The following is a 17577-nucleotide window of genomic DNA, read 5'->3' as shown; positions in this document are numbered from 1 at the left end:
CGTGGCACGCGTGAAGCGGGCGGTCAACGCCCACAAGAAGCGTCGGGTCGTCCTCGAGCGCGCCAGCGGTTACCGGGGCCAGCGGTCCCGCCTCTACCGCAAGGCGAAGGAGCAGGTCACCCACAGTCTCGGTTACAGCTACCGGGACCGCCGGGCCAAGAAGGGTGACTTCCGTCGCCTGTGGATCCAGCGCATCAACGCCGGCGCCCGCGCCAACGGCATGACCTACAACCGGTTCATCCAGGGTCTGCGCGCCGCGGAGGTCGAGGTCGACCGCCGCATGCTCGCCGAGCTCGCCGTCAACGACGAGGCCGCGTTCGCCGCGCTCGTCGAGGTCGCCAAGGCGAACGTGCCGGCGACGAGCGACGCCAAGGCCTCGGCCTGAGCGACCACACCGGACGCCGGGAGCGTCCGCCCCTGACCAATCCCTCCTCGGAGCGGGTGGCGTCGGTGCGCGGACTCTCCCGGCGTCCTGTGCGTCGGCGGACCGGCCGGATCCTCGTCGAGGGACCGCAGGGTGTCCGCGAGGCCGTGAGCTTCGCCCCCGAGCGGATCGTCGACCTGTACGCCACGACCGAGGCGGCGCAGCGGTACGCCGAGTTCGTCGAGCCGGCCCGCGAGCAGGGGGTCTTCGTCCACGAGACGAGCGAGGAGGTCCTCGCCGCGATGTGCGACGCCGACACCCCGCAGGGCACGGCGGCCGTCGTCGAGTGGGCCCCGAGCGACCTCGCCTCGGTCCTCGCGAGCTCGCCCCGCCTCCTCGTGCTGCTCGCCCACGTGCGCGACCCCGGCAACCTCGGCACCGTCATCCGCGGCGCCGACGCGGCCGGCGCCGACGCCGTCCTCGTCAGCGATGCCTCGGTCGACGTCACCTCGCCCAAGGTGGTGCGCTCGACGGCGGGTTCGCTCTTCCACCTGCCGGTGGTCACGGGCCTCGACATCTCGGAGACCCTCACCGCCCTCGGCGACGCCGGGATCACCCGCCTCGCCGCCGACGGCGCGGGCGAGCGGACCATGGACGACTGCGACCTCACCGGTCCCCACGTGTGGGTCATGGGCAACGAGGCCTGGGGCCTCGAGGACGCCACCCTCGCCGCGTGCGACGAGGTGGTCCGGGTCCCGATCCACGGCCATGCCGAGTCGCTCAACCTCGCCATGGCGAGCACGATCTGCCTCTACGCCTCGGCGCGCCAGCAGCGCGCCTGAGCACGACCCCGGCACGCGACGACGAAGGGGGTGGACCGGCCGGTCCACCCCCTTCGCCGTGCCATGGCATCAGGAGACCGCGTGCGTCTCCTGACCACCGAGGACCTCGCCCGGGTCGACCGGCGCCTCGTCCGCGGCGGCCTTGCCGTCCCGGACCCGCTGACCGATCGTGGCGTCGATGTTGGTCCAGTACTCGAAGACCCGCGAGAGGACCGGGTCCTCGACGCCGGCGAGCGAGCCGACGACCGTGTCGACGAGACGGTCCCGCTGGGCGTCGTCGAAGACCTCGCGCACGAGCGTGCCCGGCTGACCGAAGTCGTCGTCCTCCGGGTGCAGCTGGTAGGCCGAGCGCACGATCGCGCCGTCGACCTCCCACCCGTCGTCGACCGGTCCCTCGAAGTCCGCGACCGGCCTGCCGAAGCTGTTGGGGTGGTAGGTCGGCGCGGCACCCGAGTGCTCGTAGCGCATCGGGCCGTCGAAGGAGTAGTGGTTCTCCTGCTGGACCGCGGGGCGGTTGACCGGCAGCTGGTGGAAGTTCGGGCCGATCCGGGCCCGGTGCGCGTCCGCGTAGGCGAAGACCCGGCTGAGCAGCATCTTGTCGGGGGAGTACCCGATGCCCGGGACCGTGTTGCTCGGCGCGAACGCCGCCTGGTCGATCTGCGCGAAGAAGTTCACCGGGTTCTCGTCGAGGGTCATCGTGCCGACCTCGATGAGCGGGTAGTCCTCGTGCGGCCAGGTCTTCGTCAGGTCGAAGGGGTTGAAGCGGTAGGTCTTCGCGTCCTCGTAGGGCATGACCTGGACAGACAGCTTCCACTGCGGGGACTCGCCGCGGGCGATCGCGTCGAAGAGGTCGCGACGGTGGAAGTCCGCGTCCTGCCCGGCGATCCGGTCGGCCGCCTCGCCCGTGATGCCGCGCACGCCCTGCTGGGTGTGGAAGTGGTACTTGACCCAGAACTTCTCGCCCGAGGCGTTGACCCACATGTAGGTGTGGCTGCCGTAGCCGTTCATGTGGCGCCACGAGCGCGGCAGGCCACGGTCACCCATGAGGTAGGTGACCTGGTGCGCCGACTCGGGGTTGTTGGTCCAGAAGTCCCACTGCATCGTGTTGTCGCGCAGCCCGTTGTCGGGCAGGCGCTTCTGGCTGCGGATGAAGTTGGGGAACTTCAGCGGGTCGCGCAGGAAGAAGATCGGGGTGTTGTTGCCCACGAGGTCGAAGTTGCCCTCGGAGGTGTAGAAGCGCAGCGCGAAGCCGCGCACGTCACGCCACGTGTCGGGGGAACCGAGCTCCCCGGCCACCGTCGAGAAGCGCGCGAGCATGCGGGTCGTCGTGCCCGGCTGGAAGAGGGCGGCCTTGGTGTACCGCGAGACGTCGGCCGTGGTCTCGAAGTGACCGAAGGCGCCCGCGCCCTTGGCGTGCGGCTTGCGCTCGGGGATGTTCTCCCGGTTGAAGTGCGCGAGCATGTCGACCAGGTGGGTGTCGTGGAGCAGGAGGGGGCCGTTGCTCCCCACGGAGAGACTGTTGCGGTCGCTGACCGTCGGGGAGCCGTTGAGCTGCGTCGAGGGCCCGGAGACGTCGAGCGTCCCGCACGCGTCCGCGCGGCTCTGCGGGGTGGAGGGGGTGGTGGACATGTGCTGCTCCTCTTTCTCTGTGGGGTGGGGCGCAGTGCTGGTCAGGGGGTGCCGTCGCGGTCGCGCAGTCGGGGCAGATGCCCCAGTAGATGACCTCGGCCTCGTCGATGGCGAAACCGTGGTCGTCGGCGGCGTCGAGGCAGGGTGCCTTGCCGGGGGCGCAGTCGACATCGACCATCGTGCTGCACGAACGGCACACGAGGTGGTGGTGGTTGTCGCCGAGCTCGAGCTCGAAGCGGGCGGGGTGGCCGGCGGGCTCGAACTTGCGCACGAGCCCGTGGGCGGACAACACCGCGAGGATGTCGTAGACGGCCTGGGTGCTCACCGAGCCGAGGCGCTCGCGCGTGCTGCGCGCGATCGTGTCGACGTCGGCGTGGGGGCGCGCGGAGAGCTCGCGCAGCACGGCCACGCGCGGGGCGGTCACCCGCAGCGACCGGCCACGCAGGAGATCTGCCGCGGCGTCGGTGTCGATCATGGTGCTCATCGTCCCCAAGACTCGCACCGATACTTGAACCAGTCAAGAAAAGGGCGGAAGGGGGTCGCGCGACCCCCTTCGCCCCCCCGTAGACTCGGGCCTCGTGTCAGGACCCAACACCAACTACGACCCGGTCGAGGTCGCCGCGCTCGACCCGCAGGTGATCGAGGAGGCCGTCGCGGCCGCCCTCGCCGCAGCAGCGGGAGCCACGACCCTCGACGAGCTCAAGCGGATCCGCGGGCAGCACCAGGGCGACAAGAGCCCGCTGGCGCTGGCCAACCGCGAGATCGGCGCCCTGCCGCCGAGCGCCAAGGCCGAGGCCGGCAAGCGCGTCGGGCAGGCGAGGGGCCGCGTGGGAGCGGCCTTCTCGGCCCGCCAGGTCGAGCTCGAGGCCGAGCGCGACGAGCGGATCCTCGTCGAGGAGACCCTCGACCTCACCGTGCCGAGCCCGCACCAGCGCCTCGGTGCCCGCCACCCGATCAGCCTCGTGACCGAGCGGGTCGAGGACATCTTCGTCGGCATGGGCTGGGAGATCGCCGAGGGCCCGGAGATCGAGTCCGAGTGGCTGACCTTCGACGCGCTCAACATCGGTCCCGACCACCCGGCGCGCGGCGAGCAGGACACCTTCTTCGTCGAGCCGGCCGACGCCGGGGTCGTCCTGCGCACCCACACCTCGCCGGTGCAGATCCGCACGATGCTCGACCGCGAGCCGCCGATCTACGTCCTGTGCCCGGGCAAGGTCTTCCGCACCGACGACCTCGACGCGACCCACACCCCGGTCTTCCACCAGTTCGAGGGCCTCGTCGTCGACAAGGGCATCACGATGTCGCACCTGCGCGGGGCGCTCGACGCCTTCGTCCAGGGCCTCTTCGGCGAGGGCATCGTCACCCGCCTGCGCCCCAACTACTTCCCCTTCACCGAGCCCAGCGCCGAGATCGACTGCCAGTGCTGGGTCTGCCGCGGTGAGGACTCCGGCTGCCGCACGTGCGGCGGCACCGGCTGGATCGAGCTCGGCGGCTCCGGCATGGTCAACCGTCGAGTGCTCGCGGCGAGCGGCATCGACCCGGACGAGTACACCGGTTTCGCCTTCGGCCTGGGCATCGAGCGCTCGCTCATGCTGCGCCACGGCGTCGCCGACATGCGCGACATCATCGAGGGGGACGTCCGCTTCTCGGCGGCGTTCGGGATGGAGATCTGATGCGGGCACCCGTGGAGTGGCTCCGTGAGCTGACCGAGGTCGACCCGCAGGCGAAGGGGGCGGACGTCGCCGCGTCCCTCGTGCGCGTCGGCCTCGAGGAGGAGGAGATCTCCGGCGGCGAGGTCACCGGCCCCCTCGTCGTCGGCCGGGTCCTCGAGCGCACGCCCGAGGAGCAGAAGAACGGCAAGACGATCAACTGGTGCCAGGTGGACGTCGGGTCCGCCAACGGCTCCGGCGAGCCCCAGGGCATCGTCTGCGGCGCGCACAACTTCGACGCGGGCGACCTCGTCGCGGTCATCCTGCCCGGCGGTGTGCTCCCCGGGAACTTCGAGATCTCCGCGCGCAAGACCTACGGGCACGTGAGCGCCGGCATGATCTGCTCCGCCCTGGAGCTGGGTCTGGGCGAGGACCACGACGGCATCATCGTGCTCACCGAGCAGCTGCCCGCCGACGTGGTCGCGGGTCTGTCTCCGGGTGACGACCTCATCCCCGTCCTCGGCCTCGACGCCGAGACGGTGGAGGTCAACGTCACCCCGGACCGCGGGTACTGCTTCTCCATGCGCGGGATCGCGCGGGAGTACGCGCTCTCCGAGGGGACCCCCTTCGTCGACCCGGCACAGCTGCCCGTCGCCGAGGCCACCGGCCCCGGCTACGAGGTGCGTCTCGCCGACGGCGCCCCGGTCGACGGCGTGCCCGGGTGCGACCGGTTCGTCGCGCGGACCGTGCGGGGCATCGACGCCACGGCCGCCTCGCCCGAGTGGATGCAGCGCCGGCTGACCGAGGTCGGGATGCGCCCGATCTCGCTCGCGGTCGACGTCACCAACTACGTGATGATGCTGCTCGGTCAGCCGCTGCACGCCTACGACCTCGGCAAGCTCTCCGGGGCCATCGAGGTCCGCCGTGCCCGTGCCGGCGAGGTGCTCACGACCCTCGACGACGTCGAGCGCACGCTCGCGCCCGAGGACCTGCTGATCACCGACGGCGGGACGACGCCGCTGGCGATCGCCGGCGTGATGGGCGGGGCCTCGAGCGAGGTCGACGACGCGACCACCGACGTGCTCGTCGAGGCCGCGCACTTCGACCCGGTCTCCGTCGCCCGCTCCGCGCGACGCCACCGGCTCTCGACCGAGGCCTCCAAGCGCTTCGAGCGCGGCGTCGACCCGGGCGTGACCGCCGCGGCGGCGCAGCTGGCCGTCGACCTGCTCGTCGAGCACGGCGGCGGCGTCGCCGACACCACCGCCACCGACGTGGGCGCGCCCGCGCCGGCGCAGGCGATCACCTTCGACCCGCAGCTGCCGAGCCGGTACATCGGCCTCGAGTACCCGCGGGAGGAGGTCCTCGCGACCCTCACCGCGATCGGCTGCGCCGTGACGGACGAAGGGGAGTCCCTCCTCGTCACGCCCCCCACCTGGCGCCCCGACCTCGTCGACGGACCGGACCTGGTCGAGGAGGTCGCGCGGGTGCGCGGCTACGACCAGATCCCCTCCGTCGTGCCGCGCGCGAGCGCCGGTCGTGGCCTGACGCCCGGCCAGCGCGCCCGTCGCGTCGTCGCGCGCACGCTCGCGGCGACCGGTCTGGTGGAGGTGCTGTCGTACCCCTTCACCTCGTCGGAGCGGCACGATGCCCTCGGCTACGCGGCCGACGACGCCCGCCGTGAGACGGTGCGACTGGCCAACCCGCTGCAGGACGAGGCGCCGCTCATGCGCACCTCGATCCTCGACACGCTGCTCGACACCCTGCGGCGCAATGTCTCCCGCGGCCACCGGGACGTGGCGCTCTACGAGATCGGTCTCGTCACGGCCGGCGGCATCACGCCGCTGCCGCTGCCCCCGGGGGGCGTCAAGCCCGACGCGGCGACCCTGACGCGGATCACCGACGGAGTCCCGCCGCAGCCGCGGCACGTGGGCATCGTCGCGGCGGGTGCGACCCTGCCCGCCGGGCCGCACGGTCCGGCGCGCGCCGCCGACGCCACCGATGTCGTCGGGTGGTCGCGGGCGGTCGGCTCGTCCCTCGGTCTCGAGCTCACGGTCGAGGCCGCCCACCAAGCGCCCTTCCACCCGGGCCGCTGCGTCGCTGTCTCGCTGCCGGACGGCACCGTCGTCGGCCACGCGGGCGAGCTGCACCCCAAGGTCTGCTCGGCCCTGGAGCTCCCGGAGCGCACCGTCGCCGCCGAGCTCGACCTCGACGCGATCACCGCGGCCGCCGGCGAGCCGGTCCGGCCCGAGCAGCTCTCGACCCAGCCCGTCGCCAACACCGACGTCGCGCTCGTCGTCGACGACGGGGTCCCGGCAGCCGCCGTCGCCTCGGCCCTGCGCTCGGGTGCCGGCGACGACCTCGAGTCGCTCACGCTCTTCGACGTCTACCGCGGCGACCAGGTGGGGGAGGGGCGCAAGTCCCTGGCCTACCGGCTGACCTTCCGCGCGGGCCGCACGCTCAAGACCGGGGAGGTCTCCTCCCTTCGCGACAGGGCCGTCGCGGCCGCGGCGAGCGCCACGGGGGCCCAGCAGCGCTGAGCGCGCTGACCTCAGGATTATCGGGTCACCCGAGAATCATCGGCTGAGCAGGAGTTTTAAACTCTTGCTCAGCGGGGGTTTCTCGGGTGACCCGATAATCCTGGGACGCCCCCCAGCTTGCATGGAATCGACCCACAACGTATATTCATGCACTGTGATCACCGCAGCCATCGCCGGAGCCAGCGGCTACGCAGGAGCTGAGATCGCCCGGCTCCTGCTCGCGCACCCAGAGGTCGAGATCGGGGCGCTCACCGCCTCGGGCAACGCGGGGGTGCGCATGGGTGACCTCGCGCCCCACCTGCAGCCGCTCGCCGACCGGGTGCTGGAGCCCACGAGCGCCGAGACCCTCGCCGGGCACGACGTCGTCTTCCTGGCCCTGCCCCACGGCCACTCGGCCGCGATCGCGCAGCAGCTGCCCGAGGACGTGACCGTCCTCGACTGCGGCGCCGACTTCCGGCTCGACGACGAGCAGGACTGGACCGACTACTACGACACCCCCTTCGCCGGCACCTGGCCCTACGGACTGCCGGAGCTGGTCCGGGCCGGTGGTGGCAAGCACCGCGACGACCTCGTCGGGGCCCGCCGCATCGCCGTCCCCGGGTGCTACCCGACGGCGGTCAGCCTCGCCCTCGCGCCCGGCCTGGCCGCGGGCGTCATCGAGCCCACCGACGTCGTCGTCGTCGCCGCCTCGGGCACCTCCGGGGCCGGCCGCTCGAGCAAGCCGCACCTCATCGGCGCCGAGGTCATGGGCGCGATGAGCCCGTACGGGGTCGGCGGCGGGCACCGCCACACCCCGGAGATCCGGCGCAACCTCGCCCTCGCGGCGGGCGCGGACGCCACCGTCTCCTTCACCCCGACGCTCGCCCCGATGCCCCGCGGCATCCTCGCCACGACGACCGCCCGCGCGGTGCCCGGCGTCGACGCCGCGACCGTCCGCGCCGCGTGGGAGAGCGCGTACGCCGACGAGCCCTTCGTCCACCTGCTGCCGGAGGGGCAGTGGCCCCACACCGGCAGCGTCGTCGGCTCCAACCTCGTGCACGTCCAGGTGGTCCTCGACGAGCGCAGCGGTCGCGTCGTCGCGATCGCCGCCGAGGACAACCTGACGAAGGGGACGGCCGGCGCCGCCGTGCAGTCCATGAACCTCGCCCTCGGTCTCCCCGAGACCACCGGGCTGCCGATGACGGGAGTGGCCCCGTGAGCACGACGACCCCTGCAGGATTCCGCGCCTCCGGCGTGACCGCCGGCCTCAAGGCGAGCGGACGACCCGACGTCGCGGTCGTCGTCAACGACGGCCCGGACCACCACGCCGCAGCGGTCTTCACGACCAACCGCGTCGAGGCGGCACCCGTCACGTGGTCGCGGCAGGTCGTCGTCGACGGTCGTGCCGACGCCGTCGTCCTCAACTCCGGCGGCGCCAACGCGTGCACCGGCGCGCAGGGGTTCCAGGACACCCACGCCACCGCCGAGCACACCGCGGCGGCCCTCGGGGTCGCCGCCGGCGACGTCGTCGTGTGCAGCACCGGGCTCATCGGTGAGCTCCTGCCCATGGAGAGGCTGACCGCCGGCGTCACCGCGGCGGCCGCCGCCCTCACGGACGAAGGGGGAGCCGCCGCGGCCGAGGCCATCATGACCACCGACACGGTCCCGAAGACCGCGACCGCCACCCGCGACGGCTGGTCCGTCGGCGGCATGGCCAAGGGCGCGGGCATGCTCGCCCCCGCCCTCGCGACGATGCTCGTCGTCGTCACGACCGACGCGGTGACGAGCCCCGGCGACCTCGACGCCGCGCTGCGCGAGGCGACGCGCACGACCTTCGACCGCATCGACTCCGACGGGTGCATGTCGACCAACGACACGGTCCTCGCCATGGCCTCCGGTGCCTCCGGCGCCGGTGCCACCCGCGAGGAGCTCACCGAGGCGATCCGCGAGGTCTGTGCCGACCTCGCCCGGCAGCTCATCGGTGATGCCGAGGGCGCCGCCCACGACATCGAGATCGTCGTGCGCAGTGCGGCCAGCGAGGCCGACGGTCTCGAGGTCGCGCGCAGCATCGCCCGCAACAACCTCTTCAAGTGCGCGATCTTCGGCAAGGACCCCAACTGGGGCCGGGTGCTTGCTGCCGTGGGCACCACCGCGGCCGCCTTCGAGCCGTCGCAGCTCGACGTCTCGATCAACGGCGTCCAGGTCTGCCGCGCCGGCGGGGTCGGGGAGGACCGCACGCTCGTCGACCTGGAGGCCCGGGACGTGCGCGTCCTCGTGGACCTGCACGCCGGTACCGACGAGGTGACGGTCTGGACCAACGACCTCACGCACGACTACGTCCACGAGAACTCCGCCTACTCCACCTGATCGGACCGGCATGTCTGCTGAATCCACCCTGCGCGGCGCCATCGACGCCGCGGCCCTGCGGGTCGCCCAGAGCAAGGCCACCACCCTCGTCGAGGCGCTGCCCTGGCTCGAGCGGTTCCGCGGCGCGCTCGTCGTCATCAAGTACGGCGGCAACGCCATGACCGACGACGCCCTCAAGGCGGCCTTCGCCGAGGACATCGTCTTCCTGCGCTTCGCCGGGCTGCGCCCCGTCGTCGTGCACGGCGGAGGCCCGCAGATCCAGGCCATGCTCGACCGGCTCGGCCTGGAGAGCGAGTTCAAGGGGGGGCTGCGCGTCACGACCCCCGAGGTCATGGACGTCGTGCGCATGGTCCTCACCGGCCAGGTCGGGCGCGAGCTCGTCGGGCTGCTCAACCAGCACGGCCCCGTCGCGGTCGGGCTCTCCGGCGAGGACGCCGGGCTCTTCGGCGGACGCCGCAGGGGCGTCGAGATCGACGGCGAGATGGTCGACATCGGTCTCGTCGGTGACGTCGAGTCGGTCGACCCCGCTGCCGTCCTGGACATCCTCGACGCCGGACGGATCCCCGTCGTCTCGACGATCGCGCCCGACCTGGACGAGGACGGGCAGGTGCTCAACGTCAACGCCGACACCGCCGCCGCGGCCCTGGCCGTGGCGCTGCGGGCGCACAAGCTCGTCGTCCTCACCGACGTCGACGGCGTGTACGCCGACTGGCCGGACCGCGACTCGTTGCTGTCCCACCTGAGCGCGTCCGGTGCCCGCGACCTCCTGGCCCGGGTCGACTCCGGCATGATCCCCAAGCTCGAGGCGTGCATCCGCGCGGTCACCCACGGCGTCCCCCAGGCGCACGTCGTCGACGGCCGCCAGCCGCACTCGATGCTCCTCGAGCTGTTCACCTCGGAGGGCTTCGGGACGATGATCCTGCCCGACGACCCGACCACCGCCCCCGACGACGAAGGGGAGGGGAGCCCCTCGTGAGCACCGTCTCGCCCGCACACCAGCAGCTGCTCGAGCGCTACCGCGCCAGCCACATCGGGGTCTTCGGCCTCCCCGGGCTCGTCCTCTCGCACGGCGAGGGCCCCTACGTCTGGGACGTCGACGGCACCCGCTACCTCGACCTGCTCGGCGGCATCGCCGTCAACGCCCTCGGCCACGGCCACCCGGAGCTCGTCGCCGCGATCTCCAAGCAGGCCGGCACCGCCGTGCACGTCAGCAACTTCTTCACGACCCAGGCGCAGATCGAGGCGGCCGAGGCGGTCCTGCGCATCGCGCAGGCCCCGGAGGGGTCCGGCATCTTCTTCTGCAACAGCGGGTCGGAGGCCGTCGAGACCGCGATCAAGCTCTCGCGCCGCACCGGCCGCACGGGGATCGTCGCCGCCGGAGGTGCCTTCCACGGGCGGACCACCGGCGCGCTGAGCCTCACCCACAAGGCGGCCTACCGGACCCCCTTCGAGCCACTGCTCCCCGGGGTGACGCACGTGACGCCCGGCGACGTCGACGCCCTGCGCGCCGCCGTCGGCCCTGACACCGCGATGGTCCTCCTCGAGCCGATCCAGGGGGAGGCGGGCGTCGTCCCCACCCCGCCCGGCTACCTCGCCGCCGCCCGCGAGATCACCCGCGAGGTGGGCGCCCTCCTCGTCCTGGACGAGATCCAGACCGGTATCGGCCGCACCGGGGCGTGGTTCGCCCACCAGCTCGAGGGCGTCGTACCGGACGCGATCACCGTCGCCAAGGGGCTTGGCGGGGGAGTGCCGATCGGCGGCCTCGTCACCTTCGGTCCCGAGGTGACCGGCCTGCTGACGGCCGGCCAGCACGGGTCCACCTTCGGCGGCAACCCGCTCGCCTGCAGTGCGGCCCTGGCGGTCATCGCCACCATCGAGTCCCAGGACCTCATGGCGCACGCCGTGGCCGTCGGCGAGGCCCTCGTCGCGCAGGTCGCCGCGCTCGACCACCCGTTGGTCGCCGGGGTCCGTGGGGCGGGGCTGCTCCGCGCCGTCGTCCTGACCCGGGAGATCGCGCCCGCCGTGGCCCTGGCCGCCCGCGCCCGCGGCTTCATCGTCAACCCCGTGGCGCCGGACGCCCTGCGCCTGGCGCCGCCGCTCACCATCACCACCGACCAGCTCGCGACCTTCGTCGAGGCGCTGCCCGCGCTCCTCGACCAGGCCGCCAAGGAGTCCGCATGACCGTGCGCCACCTCCTCGCCGACGACGACCTGACGGCCGCCGAGCAGGCCGAGGTGCTCGACCTCGCCGCGGCGCTCAAGGCCGACCGCCACGCAGAGCAGCCGCTGGCCGGCCCGCAGGCCGTCGCGATCATCTTCGACAAGCCGACGCTGCGCACCCAGCTCTCCTTCGCCACCGGTGTCGCCGAGCTCGGTGGCTACCCGATGACGGTCGACGGCAACCTCGCCCAGATCGGCACCCGCGAGTCGATCGCGGACGTGGCGCGGGTCGTCGGGCGCCAGGTGAGCGCCATCGTGTGGCGCACCCACGGCCAGGACCGGCTGCAGGAGATGGCCGACCACGTCGACGTGCCGGTCGTCAACGCCCTCACCGACGACTACCACCCGTGCCAGCTGCTCGCGGACCTGCTGACGATCCGTGAGCACAAGGGGAGCACTGCCGGACGCACGATCGCCTACCTCGGCGACGGCGCCAACAACATGGCGCACAGCTACCTCCTCGCCTGCGCCCTCGCCGGGATGCACGTGCGCATCGGCACCCCGGCGACCCACCAGCCCTCAGCGGACGTGCTCGTCCGGGCCCAGCGGATCGCCGCCGAGCAGGGCGGCTCGGTGCTCGTCACGGACGACCCGGTGGCCGCCGTGGACGGCGCCGACGTCGTGGCGACCGACACCTGGGTCTCCATGGGCATGGAGGGCGAGAAGGGCGATCGCACCGGCCAGGCGTCGCCCTTCGCCCCCTTCGCCGTGACCCGTGGCCTCATGGCCCACGCGGCCGCCGAGGCGATCGTGCTGCACTGCCTGCCCGCCTACCGCGGTCTCGAGATCGAGGCCGAGGTCATCGACGGCGAGCAGTCGGTCGTCTGGGACGAGGCCGAGAACAGGCTCCACGCGCAGAAGGCGCTCCTCACCTTCCTCCTGCGCGCCTCGTCGTGATCGCCGCGACGAGGTCCGGGCGGCAGGCGCGGATCACCGAGCTCCTGCGCGAGCACGCCGTGCGCAGCCAGACCGACCTGCTCGCGCTCCTCGCCGCGGACGGCATCGAGGTCACCCAGGCGACGCTGTCGCGCGACCTCCTCGAGCTGCGCGCCGAGAAGGTGCGGGTCGGACGTGACCTGGTCTACGCCGTCCCGGGCGAAGGGGGGGACCGCACGCCCCGCGCAGCCGTCGCCCACGCCGAGGTCGACGACCGCCTCCGCCGGCAGTGCGAGGAGCTGCTCGTCACGGCCCGGGCCAGCGCCCAGCTCGTCGTCGTGCGCACCCCGCCGGGCGCGGCCAGCTACCTCGCGTCGGCCATCGACCACGCCCGGCTCCCCGAGGTGCTGGGCACCATCGCGGGGGATGACACGATCATGATCATCACCGCCGGCCCCGACGAGGGCGCGGCCCTCACCACTTCGCTGCTGGGGCACGCCCAGGGCACCGACAGCCAGGAGGCACCGTGAGCCAGGACCAGACCGCCCAGCCGAGCGAGCGAGTCAGCCTCTGGGGAGGCCGTTTCGCCGGGGGGCCGAGCGATGCCCTGGCGGCCCTGAGCAAGTCGACGCACTTCGACTGGCGGCTCGCTCCCTACGACATCGCAGGGTCCCGCGCGCACACCCGCGTGCTGCACGGCGCCGGGCTGCTCGACGACGCGACCCGGGACGCCATGCTGGAGGCCCTGAGGCAGCTGGCGGACGACGTGGAGTCGGGCGCCTTCGTCCCGGCCCAGGACGACGAGGACGTCCACACGGCGCTGGAGCGCGGGCTGATCGAGCGCGCCGGACCTGACGTGGGCGGGCGCCTGCGGGCCGGCCGCTCACGCAACGACCAGGTCGCCACGCTCTTCCGCATGTACCTGCGCGACCACGCACGGATCGTCTCGGGGCTGGTGCTCGAGGTCGTCCAGGCACTGGTCGACCAGGCCACCACCCACATCGACGTGCCGATGCCCGGGCGCACCCACCTGCAGCACGCGCAGCCGGTCCTGCTCAGCCACCACCTGCTCGCGCACGCCTGGGCGCTGCTGCGTGACGTCCAGCGCCTGGTCGACTGGGACGCGCGCACCTCGCTCAGCCCCTACGGCTCCGGTGCCCTCGCCGGCTCCTCCCTCGGACTCGACCCGGAGGCCGTCGCGGCGGACCTCGGCTTCGCCGGGTCCATCGACAACTCGATCGACGGCACGGCCTCGCGCGACTTCGTCGCGGAGTTCTGCTTCGTCGCGGCGATGACCGCCGTCGACATCTCCCGGCTCGCGGAGGAGGTCATCCTCTGGGCGACCAAGGAGTTCTCCTTCATCACCCTCGACGACGCCTTCTCGACCGGGTCGAGCATCATGCCGCAGAAGAAGAACCCCGACGTCGCCGAGCTGGCCCGCGGCAAGGCCGGCCGGCTCGTCGGTGACCTCGCCGGGCTGCTGACGACGCTCAAGGCGCTGCCGCTCGCCTACAACCGCGACCTGCAGGAGGACAAGGAGCCGGTCTTCGACGCGGTCGACACCCTCGAGGTCCTGCTGCCCGCCTTCGCGGGGATGATGGCGACGATGACCTACCACGGCGAGCGCATGGCCTCCCTGGCGCCGCAGGGCTTCTCGCTCGCGACCGACATCGCCGAGTGGCTCGTGCGCGAAGGCGTCCCCTTCCGGGTCGCCCACGAGGTCGCCGGCTCGTGCGTGCGCGTCTGCGAGGAGCGCGAGATCGAGCTCTGGGACCTCACCGACGAAGACCTGGTCGGCATCAGCGAGCACCTCACCCCGGGCGTGCGCGAGGTCCTGTCCGTCGAGGGCTCCCTCGCCTCGCGCGACGCGAAGGGGGGCACCGCTCCGGCACGCGTGCGGGAACAGCTGGCCGCGGTCCGGTCCCTCATGGGCGACCTGTCGGCCTTCGCCGCCTCCCGCATCGAGGCACGCTGACGTGGGCCCGTCGGGGCGCCGGCTGGTCGCGCAGGACCTGTCCGCCGACCCCCTGACCGTCGCCTCCGTCCTGCTCGGGAGCCACCTCGTCGTCGGCGACGTGACGCTGCGTCTCACCGAGGTCGAGGCGTACTGGGGGAGCGTCGACCCCGGATCGCACGGCTACCGCGGCATGACGCCGCGCACCGAGGTGATGTTCGGGCCGCCCGGACGCCTCTACGTCTACCGGTCGTACGGCATCCACTGGTGCGCCAACATCGTCTGCGGGACGAAGGGGGAGTGCGCCGCAGTCCTGCTGCGTGCCGGTGAGGTCGTGGTCGGGCAGGGGCTGGCCATGGAGCGACGTCCCGGCGCCGCGGTGCGCGACCTTGCCCGTGGACCGGGGCGGCTCACCAAGGCCCTGGGACTCGACGGTGACGACGACGGCGCCGCGGTCGTGGGGAGGGGCGCGCGCCTCGTCCTGCGGGCCCCGGCCGAGCCGGTGCCCGCCGAACGCATCCGCACGGGTCCGCGCGTGGGGGTCTCGGGCCCCGGCGGCGACGCGGAGGCCTTCCCGTGGCGGTACTGGATCGACGGGGACCCGACCGTCTCCGCGTATCGGCCCGGCGGGCCCCGCGTCAGGCGGGGCTGACCCCGACGTCGACCTGCTGGGCGAGGTAGTTCTCCAGACCCACGCGGGCGATCGCGTCGAGCTGTGCCTCGAACCAGTCCCCGTGGCGCTCCTCGTCGCGGGCCATCTCCTCGAAGATCGAGGCGGTGGCGTGGTCGCCGAGCTCGTGGCACTCCTTGGCGCCGGCGTTGAACTGGTTGATCGCGACGATCTCGCCGGCGAGGGCCAGCTCGAGCATCTCCTTGGCGTCCTCGCCGATCTGGATGTTGTTGAGCTTCTGCACGTTGGGGTGGCCGTCGAACATGAGGATGCGCTCGATGAGCTCGTCGGCGTCCTTCATCTCGCCGATCGACAGGTCGTAGAAGACCTTGCCCAGGCGTGGCAGGCCCCAGTTGTCGAGCATGCGCGCGTGGAGGAAGTAGGCGTTGACGACGGTGAGCTCGAGGGTGAGTGCCTCGTTGAGGAGGGTGACGACTCGAGGGTCAGCTGGCTGCACGGTGGACCTCCGCGGAAGTGGTGAAGAGACCGTGATCGGCCTCGCTCCCCACATGTTCGCAGAGGATCTGCCGCACGGAGAAGACACAGGCCCCGCAGTCGCGACCGGCGCCGGTGCTCGCGCACACGCGAGAGAGTGTCGTCGCGCCCTGGGCGGCCGCCTCGGCGATCGCCCGGTCGCCGACGACGGCGCAGTGACACACGATCACGAGACTCTCCCTTCGTTGCTGAGGTGAGGCATACCTTAGCCCAGCGGGGAAGTCTCCTGTCACGGGGTGTTCCACATGCCGGACCGGTGCGCCTCCGGGACGACGCGGTGCGGCATGGCAGGCTGGGGAGGGGCGCGACCGCGCGCCCCGCGACCTCCCGGAAGGACCCATGGCCACCGTGACCGACATCCTCGACGAGCTGCAGTGGCGCGGAGCGGTGGCGCAGACCACCGACGAGGACGCCCTGCGACAGGCCCTCGCCGACGGACCGGTCACGGTGTACTGCGGCTTCGACCCGACGGCCCCGTCGCTCCACTTCGGCAACTTCGTCCAGCTCGTCGCCCTGCGCCGCCTGCAGCGAGCGGGCCACAAGGTCATCTGCCTGGTCGGCGGCTCGACGGGCCTCATCGGGGATCCCAAGCCGACGAGCGAGCGCCAGCTGAGGACCAAGGAGCACACGGCGCAGAACGTCGCGCGGATCAAGGAGCTCGTCCAGCCCTTCCTCGACTTCGACGGCAGCCAGGGAGCCGAGCACCCGGCGATCCTCGTCGACAACCTCGACTGGACAGCTCCGATGTCCGCCCTGGACTTCCTGCGGGACGTGGGCAAGCACTTCCGGGTCAACCAGATGATCCGCAAGGACGCGATCGCGGCGCGGCTCGAGAGCCAGGAGGGGATCTCGTACACGGAGTTCAGCTACCAGCTGCTCCAGGCGCTCGACTACCTCGAGCTCTACCGGACCCACGGCTGCAGCCTCCAGGTGGGCGGCTCGGACCAGTGGGGCAACCTCACCGCGGGGGTCGACCTGATCCACCGCGCCGAGGGGGCCTCGGTGCATGCCCTGACCTCGCCGCTCCTCACCGACTCGCACGGGGTCAAGTACGGCAAGTCCGAGGGGAATGCCATCTGGCTCTCTGCCGACCTGACGAGCCCGTACGCCTTCTACCAGTACTTCCTCAACGTCGAGGACGCCTCCGTGGTCACGCTCCTCAAGGTCTTCACCGACCGGGGACGTGACGAGATCGCCGAGCTGGAGCGACTCGTGGCCGACGAGCCCTACCGCAGGGCGGCGCAGAAGGCGCTGGCCTCGGACATGACCACGCTGGTGCACGGCGCGCAGGCCACCTCGGCCGTGCAGGCGGCCTCGGAGGCACTCTTCGGCAAGGGCGACCTGGCGGCCCTGGACGAGCCGACGCTGCTGGACGCGACGGCAGAGCTCCCCGGCGCCGACGTATCGACAGGGACGGGGGTCCTCGACGCCCTCGTCGCGACCGGCCTCGTCGACTCCAAGAAGGCCGCCCGTCGCGCGATCGGCGACGGAGCCGTCTCGATCAACGGGGCCAAGGTCACCGACGAGGCTCACGCGATGGCCCCGGAGGACTACCTCCACGGGCGCGTAGCCGTCCTGCGGCGTGGCCGCAAGAACCTCGCCGCGGCCCGCCACCCCTGACCGTCGCCGGGGCACGGCGCCGAATCCCCGGAAATCCGGGGGATCCGGGGCCGATTTGGTTTCTGCCAGATCCTTGATCTACTGTTCTCGATGTCAGCCCGAGAGGGAGGAACGGACTCCACGCGGTGGCCCTTGCAGGGTCGCACCAAGCAGGCCGGTCCCACCGAGCAGACACCCACTCCGAGCGAGTCGCCACAGCACTTCGGTGCCGGCGGGACGGACTTGGAAGCTCAGCAGCACGGCTGCTAGAGTGGGAGACCGCCGCAGGCGCCAGACCCGCACAACGACCTCCACGAGGACGAGCGAGTTTGACCCGCGACGATCACAAGAAGTAAGTTTGAGAAGTTGCCCCTTGTGCGGGCCGCCTGGTTTGGGT

General features: G+C 72.3%; 17 protein-coding genes and 1 pseudogene. 14 read left to right on the top strand and 4 right to left on the bottom strand.

Going from position 1 to position 17577, the window contains the following annotated elements; all coding sequences use genetic code 11:
* The first annotated feature begins 1 nt into the window (after position 1).
* Positions 2–385 (top strand): 50S ribosomal protein L20, encoded by a 384-nt coding sequence (rplT, locus tag ABC138_RS12435; RefSeq protein ID WP_068323305.1) that lies wholly within the window; start codon positions 2–4, stop codon positions 383–385.
* A gap of 56 nt (positions 386–441) precedes the next feature.
* Positions 442–1206 (top strand): RNA methyltransferase, encoded by a 765-nt coding sequence (locus tag ABC138_RS12430; protein WP_082807446.1) that lies wholly within the window; start codon positions 442–444, stop codon positions 1204–1206.
* A gap of 69 nt (positions 1207–1275) precedes the next feature.
* Here ABC138_RS12430 and ABC138_RS12425 read toward each other — a convergent pair whose 3' ends face one another.
* Complete coding sequence (locus ABC138_RS12425; protein WP_345913843.1) at positions 1276–2835, bottom strand: catalase; 1560 nt, start codon at positions 2833–2835, stop codon at positions 1276–1278.
* A gap of 64 nt (positions 2836–2899) precedes the next feature.
* Positions 2900–3238, bottom strand: a pseudogene (locus tag ABC138_RS12420) (transcriptional repressor); the annotation flags it as partial.
* Between ABC138_RS12420 and ABC138_RS12415 the strand changes: the two are divergent.
* The 11 genes from ABC138_RS12415 (at position 3153) to ABC138_RS12365 (ending at position 15068) form a co-directional block, all read left to right on the top strand.
* Positions 3153–3347, top strand: coding sequence for a hypothetical protein (locus ABC138_RS12415; protein ID WP_068323319.1), 195 nt, complete (start codon positions 3153–3155; stop codon positions 3345–3347). The pseudogene ABC138_RS12420 and the gene ABC138_RS12415 overlap by 86 nt on opposite strands.
* A 66-nt stretch (positions 3348–3413) precedes the next feature.
* Positions 3414–4508 carry a phenylalanine--tRNA ligase subunit alpha gene (pheS, locus tag ABC138_RS12410; protein ID WP_068323322.1) on the top strand — a complete coding sequence of 365 codons (1095 nt, stop codon included), beginning with the start codon at positions 3414–3416 and terminating at the stop codon, positions 4506–4508.
* The gene (gene pheT, locus ABC138_RS12405; protein WP_068323335.1) at positions 4508–7021 is read left to right on the top strand and encodes a phenylalanine--tRNA ligase subunit beta; all 2514 of its coding nucleotides are present in this window, start codon (positions 4508–4510) and stop codon (positions 7019–7021) included. The genes pheS and pheT overlap by 1 nt, the downstream gene beginning before the upstream one ends.
* Positions 7022–7175: 154 nt before the next feature.
* Positions 7176–8219: an N-acetyl-gamma-glutamyl-phosphate reductase gene (argC, locus tag ABC138_RS12400; protein ID WP_245634756.1), complete on the top strand. Its 1044-nt coding sequence runs from the start codon at positions 7176–7178 to the stop codon at positions 8217–8219.
* Positions 8216–9367, top strand: a complete 1152-nt coding sequence (argJ, locus tag ABC138_RS12395; protein ID WP_345913841.1) for a bifunctional glutamate N-acetyltransferase/amino-acid acetyltransferase ArgJ — start codon at positions 8216–8218, stop codon at positions 9365–9367. The genes argC and argJ overlap by 4 nt, the downstream gene beginning before the upstream one ends.
* A gap of 10 nt (positions 9368–9377) precedes the next feature.
* The gene (gene argB / locus ABC138_RS12390; RefSeq protein WP_068423623.1) at positions 9378–10343 is read left to right on the top strand and encodes an acetylglutamate kinase; all 966 of its coding nucleotides are present in this window, start codon (positions 9378–9380) and stop codon (positions 10341–10343) included.
* A complete protein-coding gene (locus ABC138_RS12385; RefSeq protein ID WP_068323353.1) occupies positions 10340–11548 on the top strand; it encodes an acetylornithine transaminase in 1209 nt (402 codons plus the stop codon). Before argB ends, ABC138_RS12385 begins: the two co-directional genes overlap by 4 nt.
* A complete protein-coding gene (argF, locus tag ABC138_RS12380) occupies positions 11545–12483 on the top strand; it encodes an ornithine carbamoyltransferase (protein WP_345913840.1) in 939 nt (312 codons plus the stop codon). Before ABC138_RS12385 ends, argF begins: the two co-directional genes overlap by 4 nt.
* A complete protein-coding gene (locus tag ABC138_RS12375; RefSeq protein ID WP_068323357.1) occupies positions 12480–12992 on the top strand; it encodes an arginine repressor in 513 nt (170 codons plus the stop codon). The genes argF and ABC138_RS12375 overlap by 4 nt, the downstream gene beginning before the upstream one ends.
* Positions 12989–14437 (top strand): argininosuccinate lyase, encoded by a 1449-nt coding sequence (gene argH, locus ABC138_RS12370; protein ID WP_068423625.1) that lies wholly within the window; start codon positions 12989–12991, stop codon positions 14435–14437. Before ABC138_RS12375 ends, argH begins: the two co-directional genes overlap by 4 nt.
* Before the next feature lies 1 nt (position 14438).
* The gene (locus tag ABC138_RS12365) at positions 14439–15068 is read left to right on the top strand and encodes a DNA-3-methyladenine glycosylase (protein ID WP_068423626.1); all 630 of its coding nucleotides are present in this window, start codon (positions 14439–14441) and stop codon (positions 15066–15068) included.
* On the opposite strand, the gene bfr is transcribed toward ABC138_RS12365, so the two are convergent.
* Together bfr and ABC138_RS12355 are read right to left on the bottom strand one after the other, a co-directional pair.
* On the bottom strand, positions 15055–15543 hold the full coding sequence (gene bfr, locus ABC138_RS12360) for a bacterioferritin (protein WP_068323368.1): 489 nt from the start codon (positions 15541–15543) through the stop codon (positions 15055–15057). The genes ABC138_RS12365 and bfr overlap by 14 nt on opposite strands.
* Positions 15530–15751 (bottom strand): (2Fe-2S)-binding protein, encoded by a 222-nt coding sequence (locus tag ABC138_RS12355; protein WP_082807447.1) that lies wholly within the window; start codon positions 15749–15751, stop codon positions 15530–15532. Before ABC138_RS12355 ends, bfr begins: the two co-directional genes overlap by 14 nt.
* 178 nt (positions 15752–15929) lie before the next feature.
* Between ABC138_RS12355 and tyrS the strand changes: the two genes are divergently transcribed.
* Positions 15930–17201, top strand: coding sequence for a tyrosine--tRNA ligase (tyrS, locus tag ABC138_RS12350; protein WP_068423667.1), 1272 nt, complete (start codon positions 15930–15932; stop codon positions 17199–17201).
* Positions 17202–17577: the final 376 nt, after the last annotated feature.

The organism is Janibacter sp. LM (assembly GCF_039631275.1).
Taxonomy (GTDB): Bacteria; Actinomycetota; Actinomycetes; order Actinomycetales; family Dermatophilaceae; genus Janibacter; species Janibacter terrae.
Note: the sequence above shows the minus strand (reverse complement) of the source record. Positions and strands in the feature narration are given on the sequence as shown.

What these genes read in the sequence shown, in the direction of transcription:
- ABC138_RS12425 (WP_345913843.1), bottom strand. Translation starts at nt 2,835, where the DNA reads ATGTCCACCACCCCCTCCACCCCGCAGAGCCGCGCGGACGCGTGCGGG.
- argF (WP_345913840.1), top strand. Translation starts at nt 11,545, where the DNA reads ATGACCGTGCGCCACCTCCTCGCCGACGACGACCTGACGGCCGCCGAG.
- pheT (WP_068323335.1), top strand. Translation starts at nt 4,508, where the DNA reads ATGCGGGCACCCGTGGAGTGGCTCCGTGAGCTGACCGAGGTCGACCCG.
- argB (WP_068423623.1), top strand. Translation starts at nt 9,378, where the DNA reads ATGTCTGCTGAATCCACCCTGCGCGGCGCCATCGACGCCGCGGCCCTG.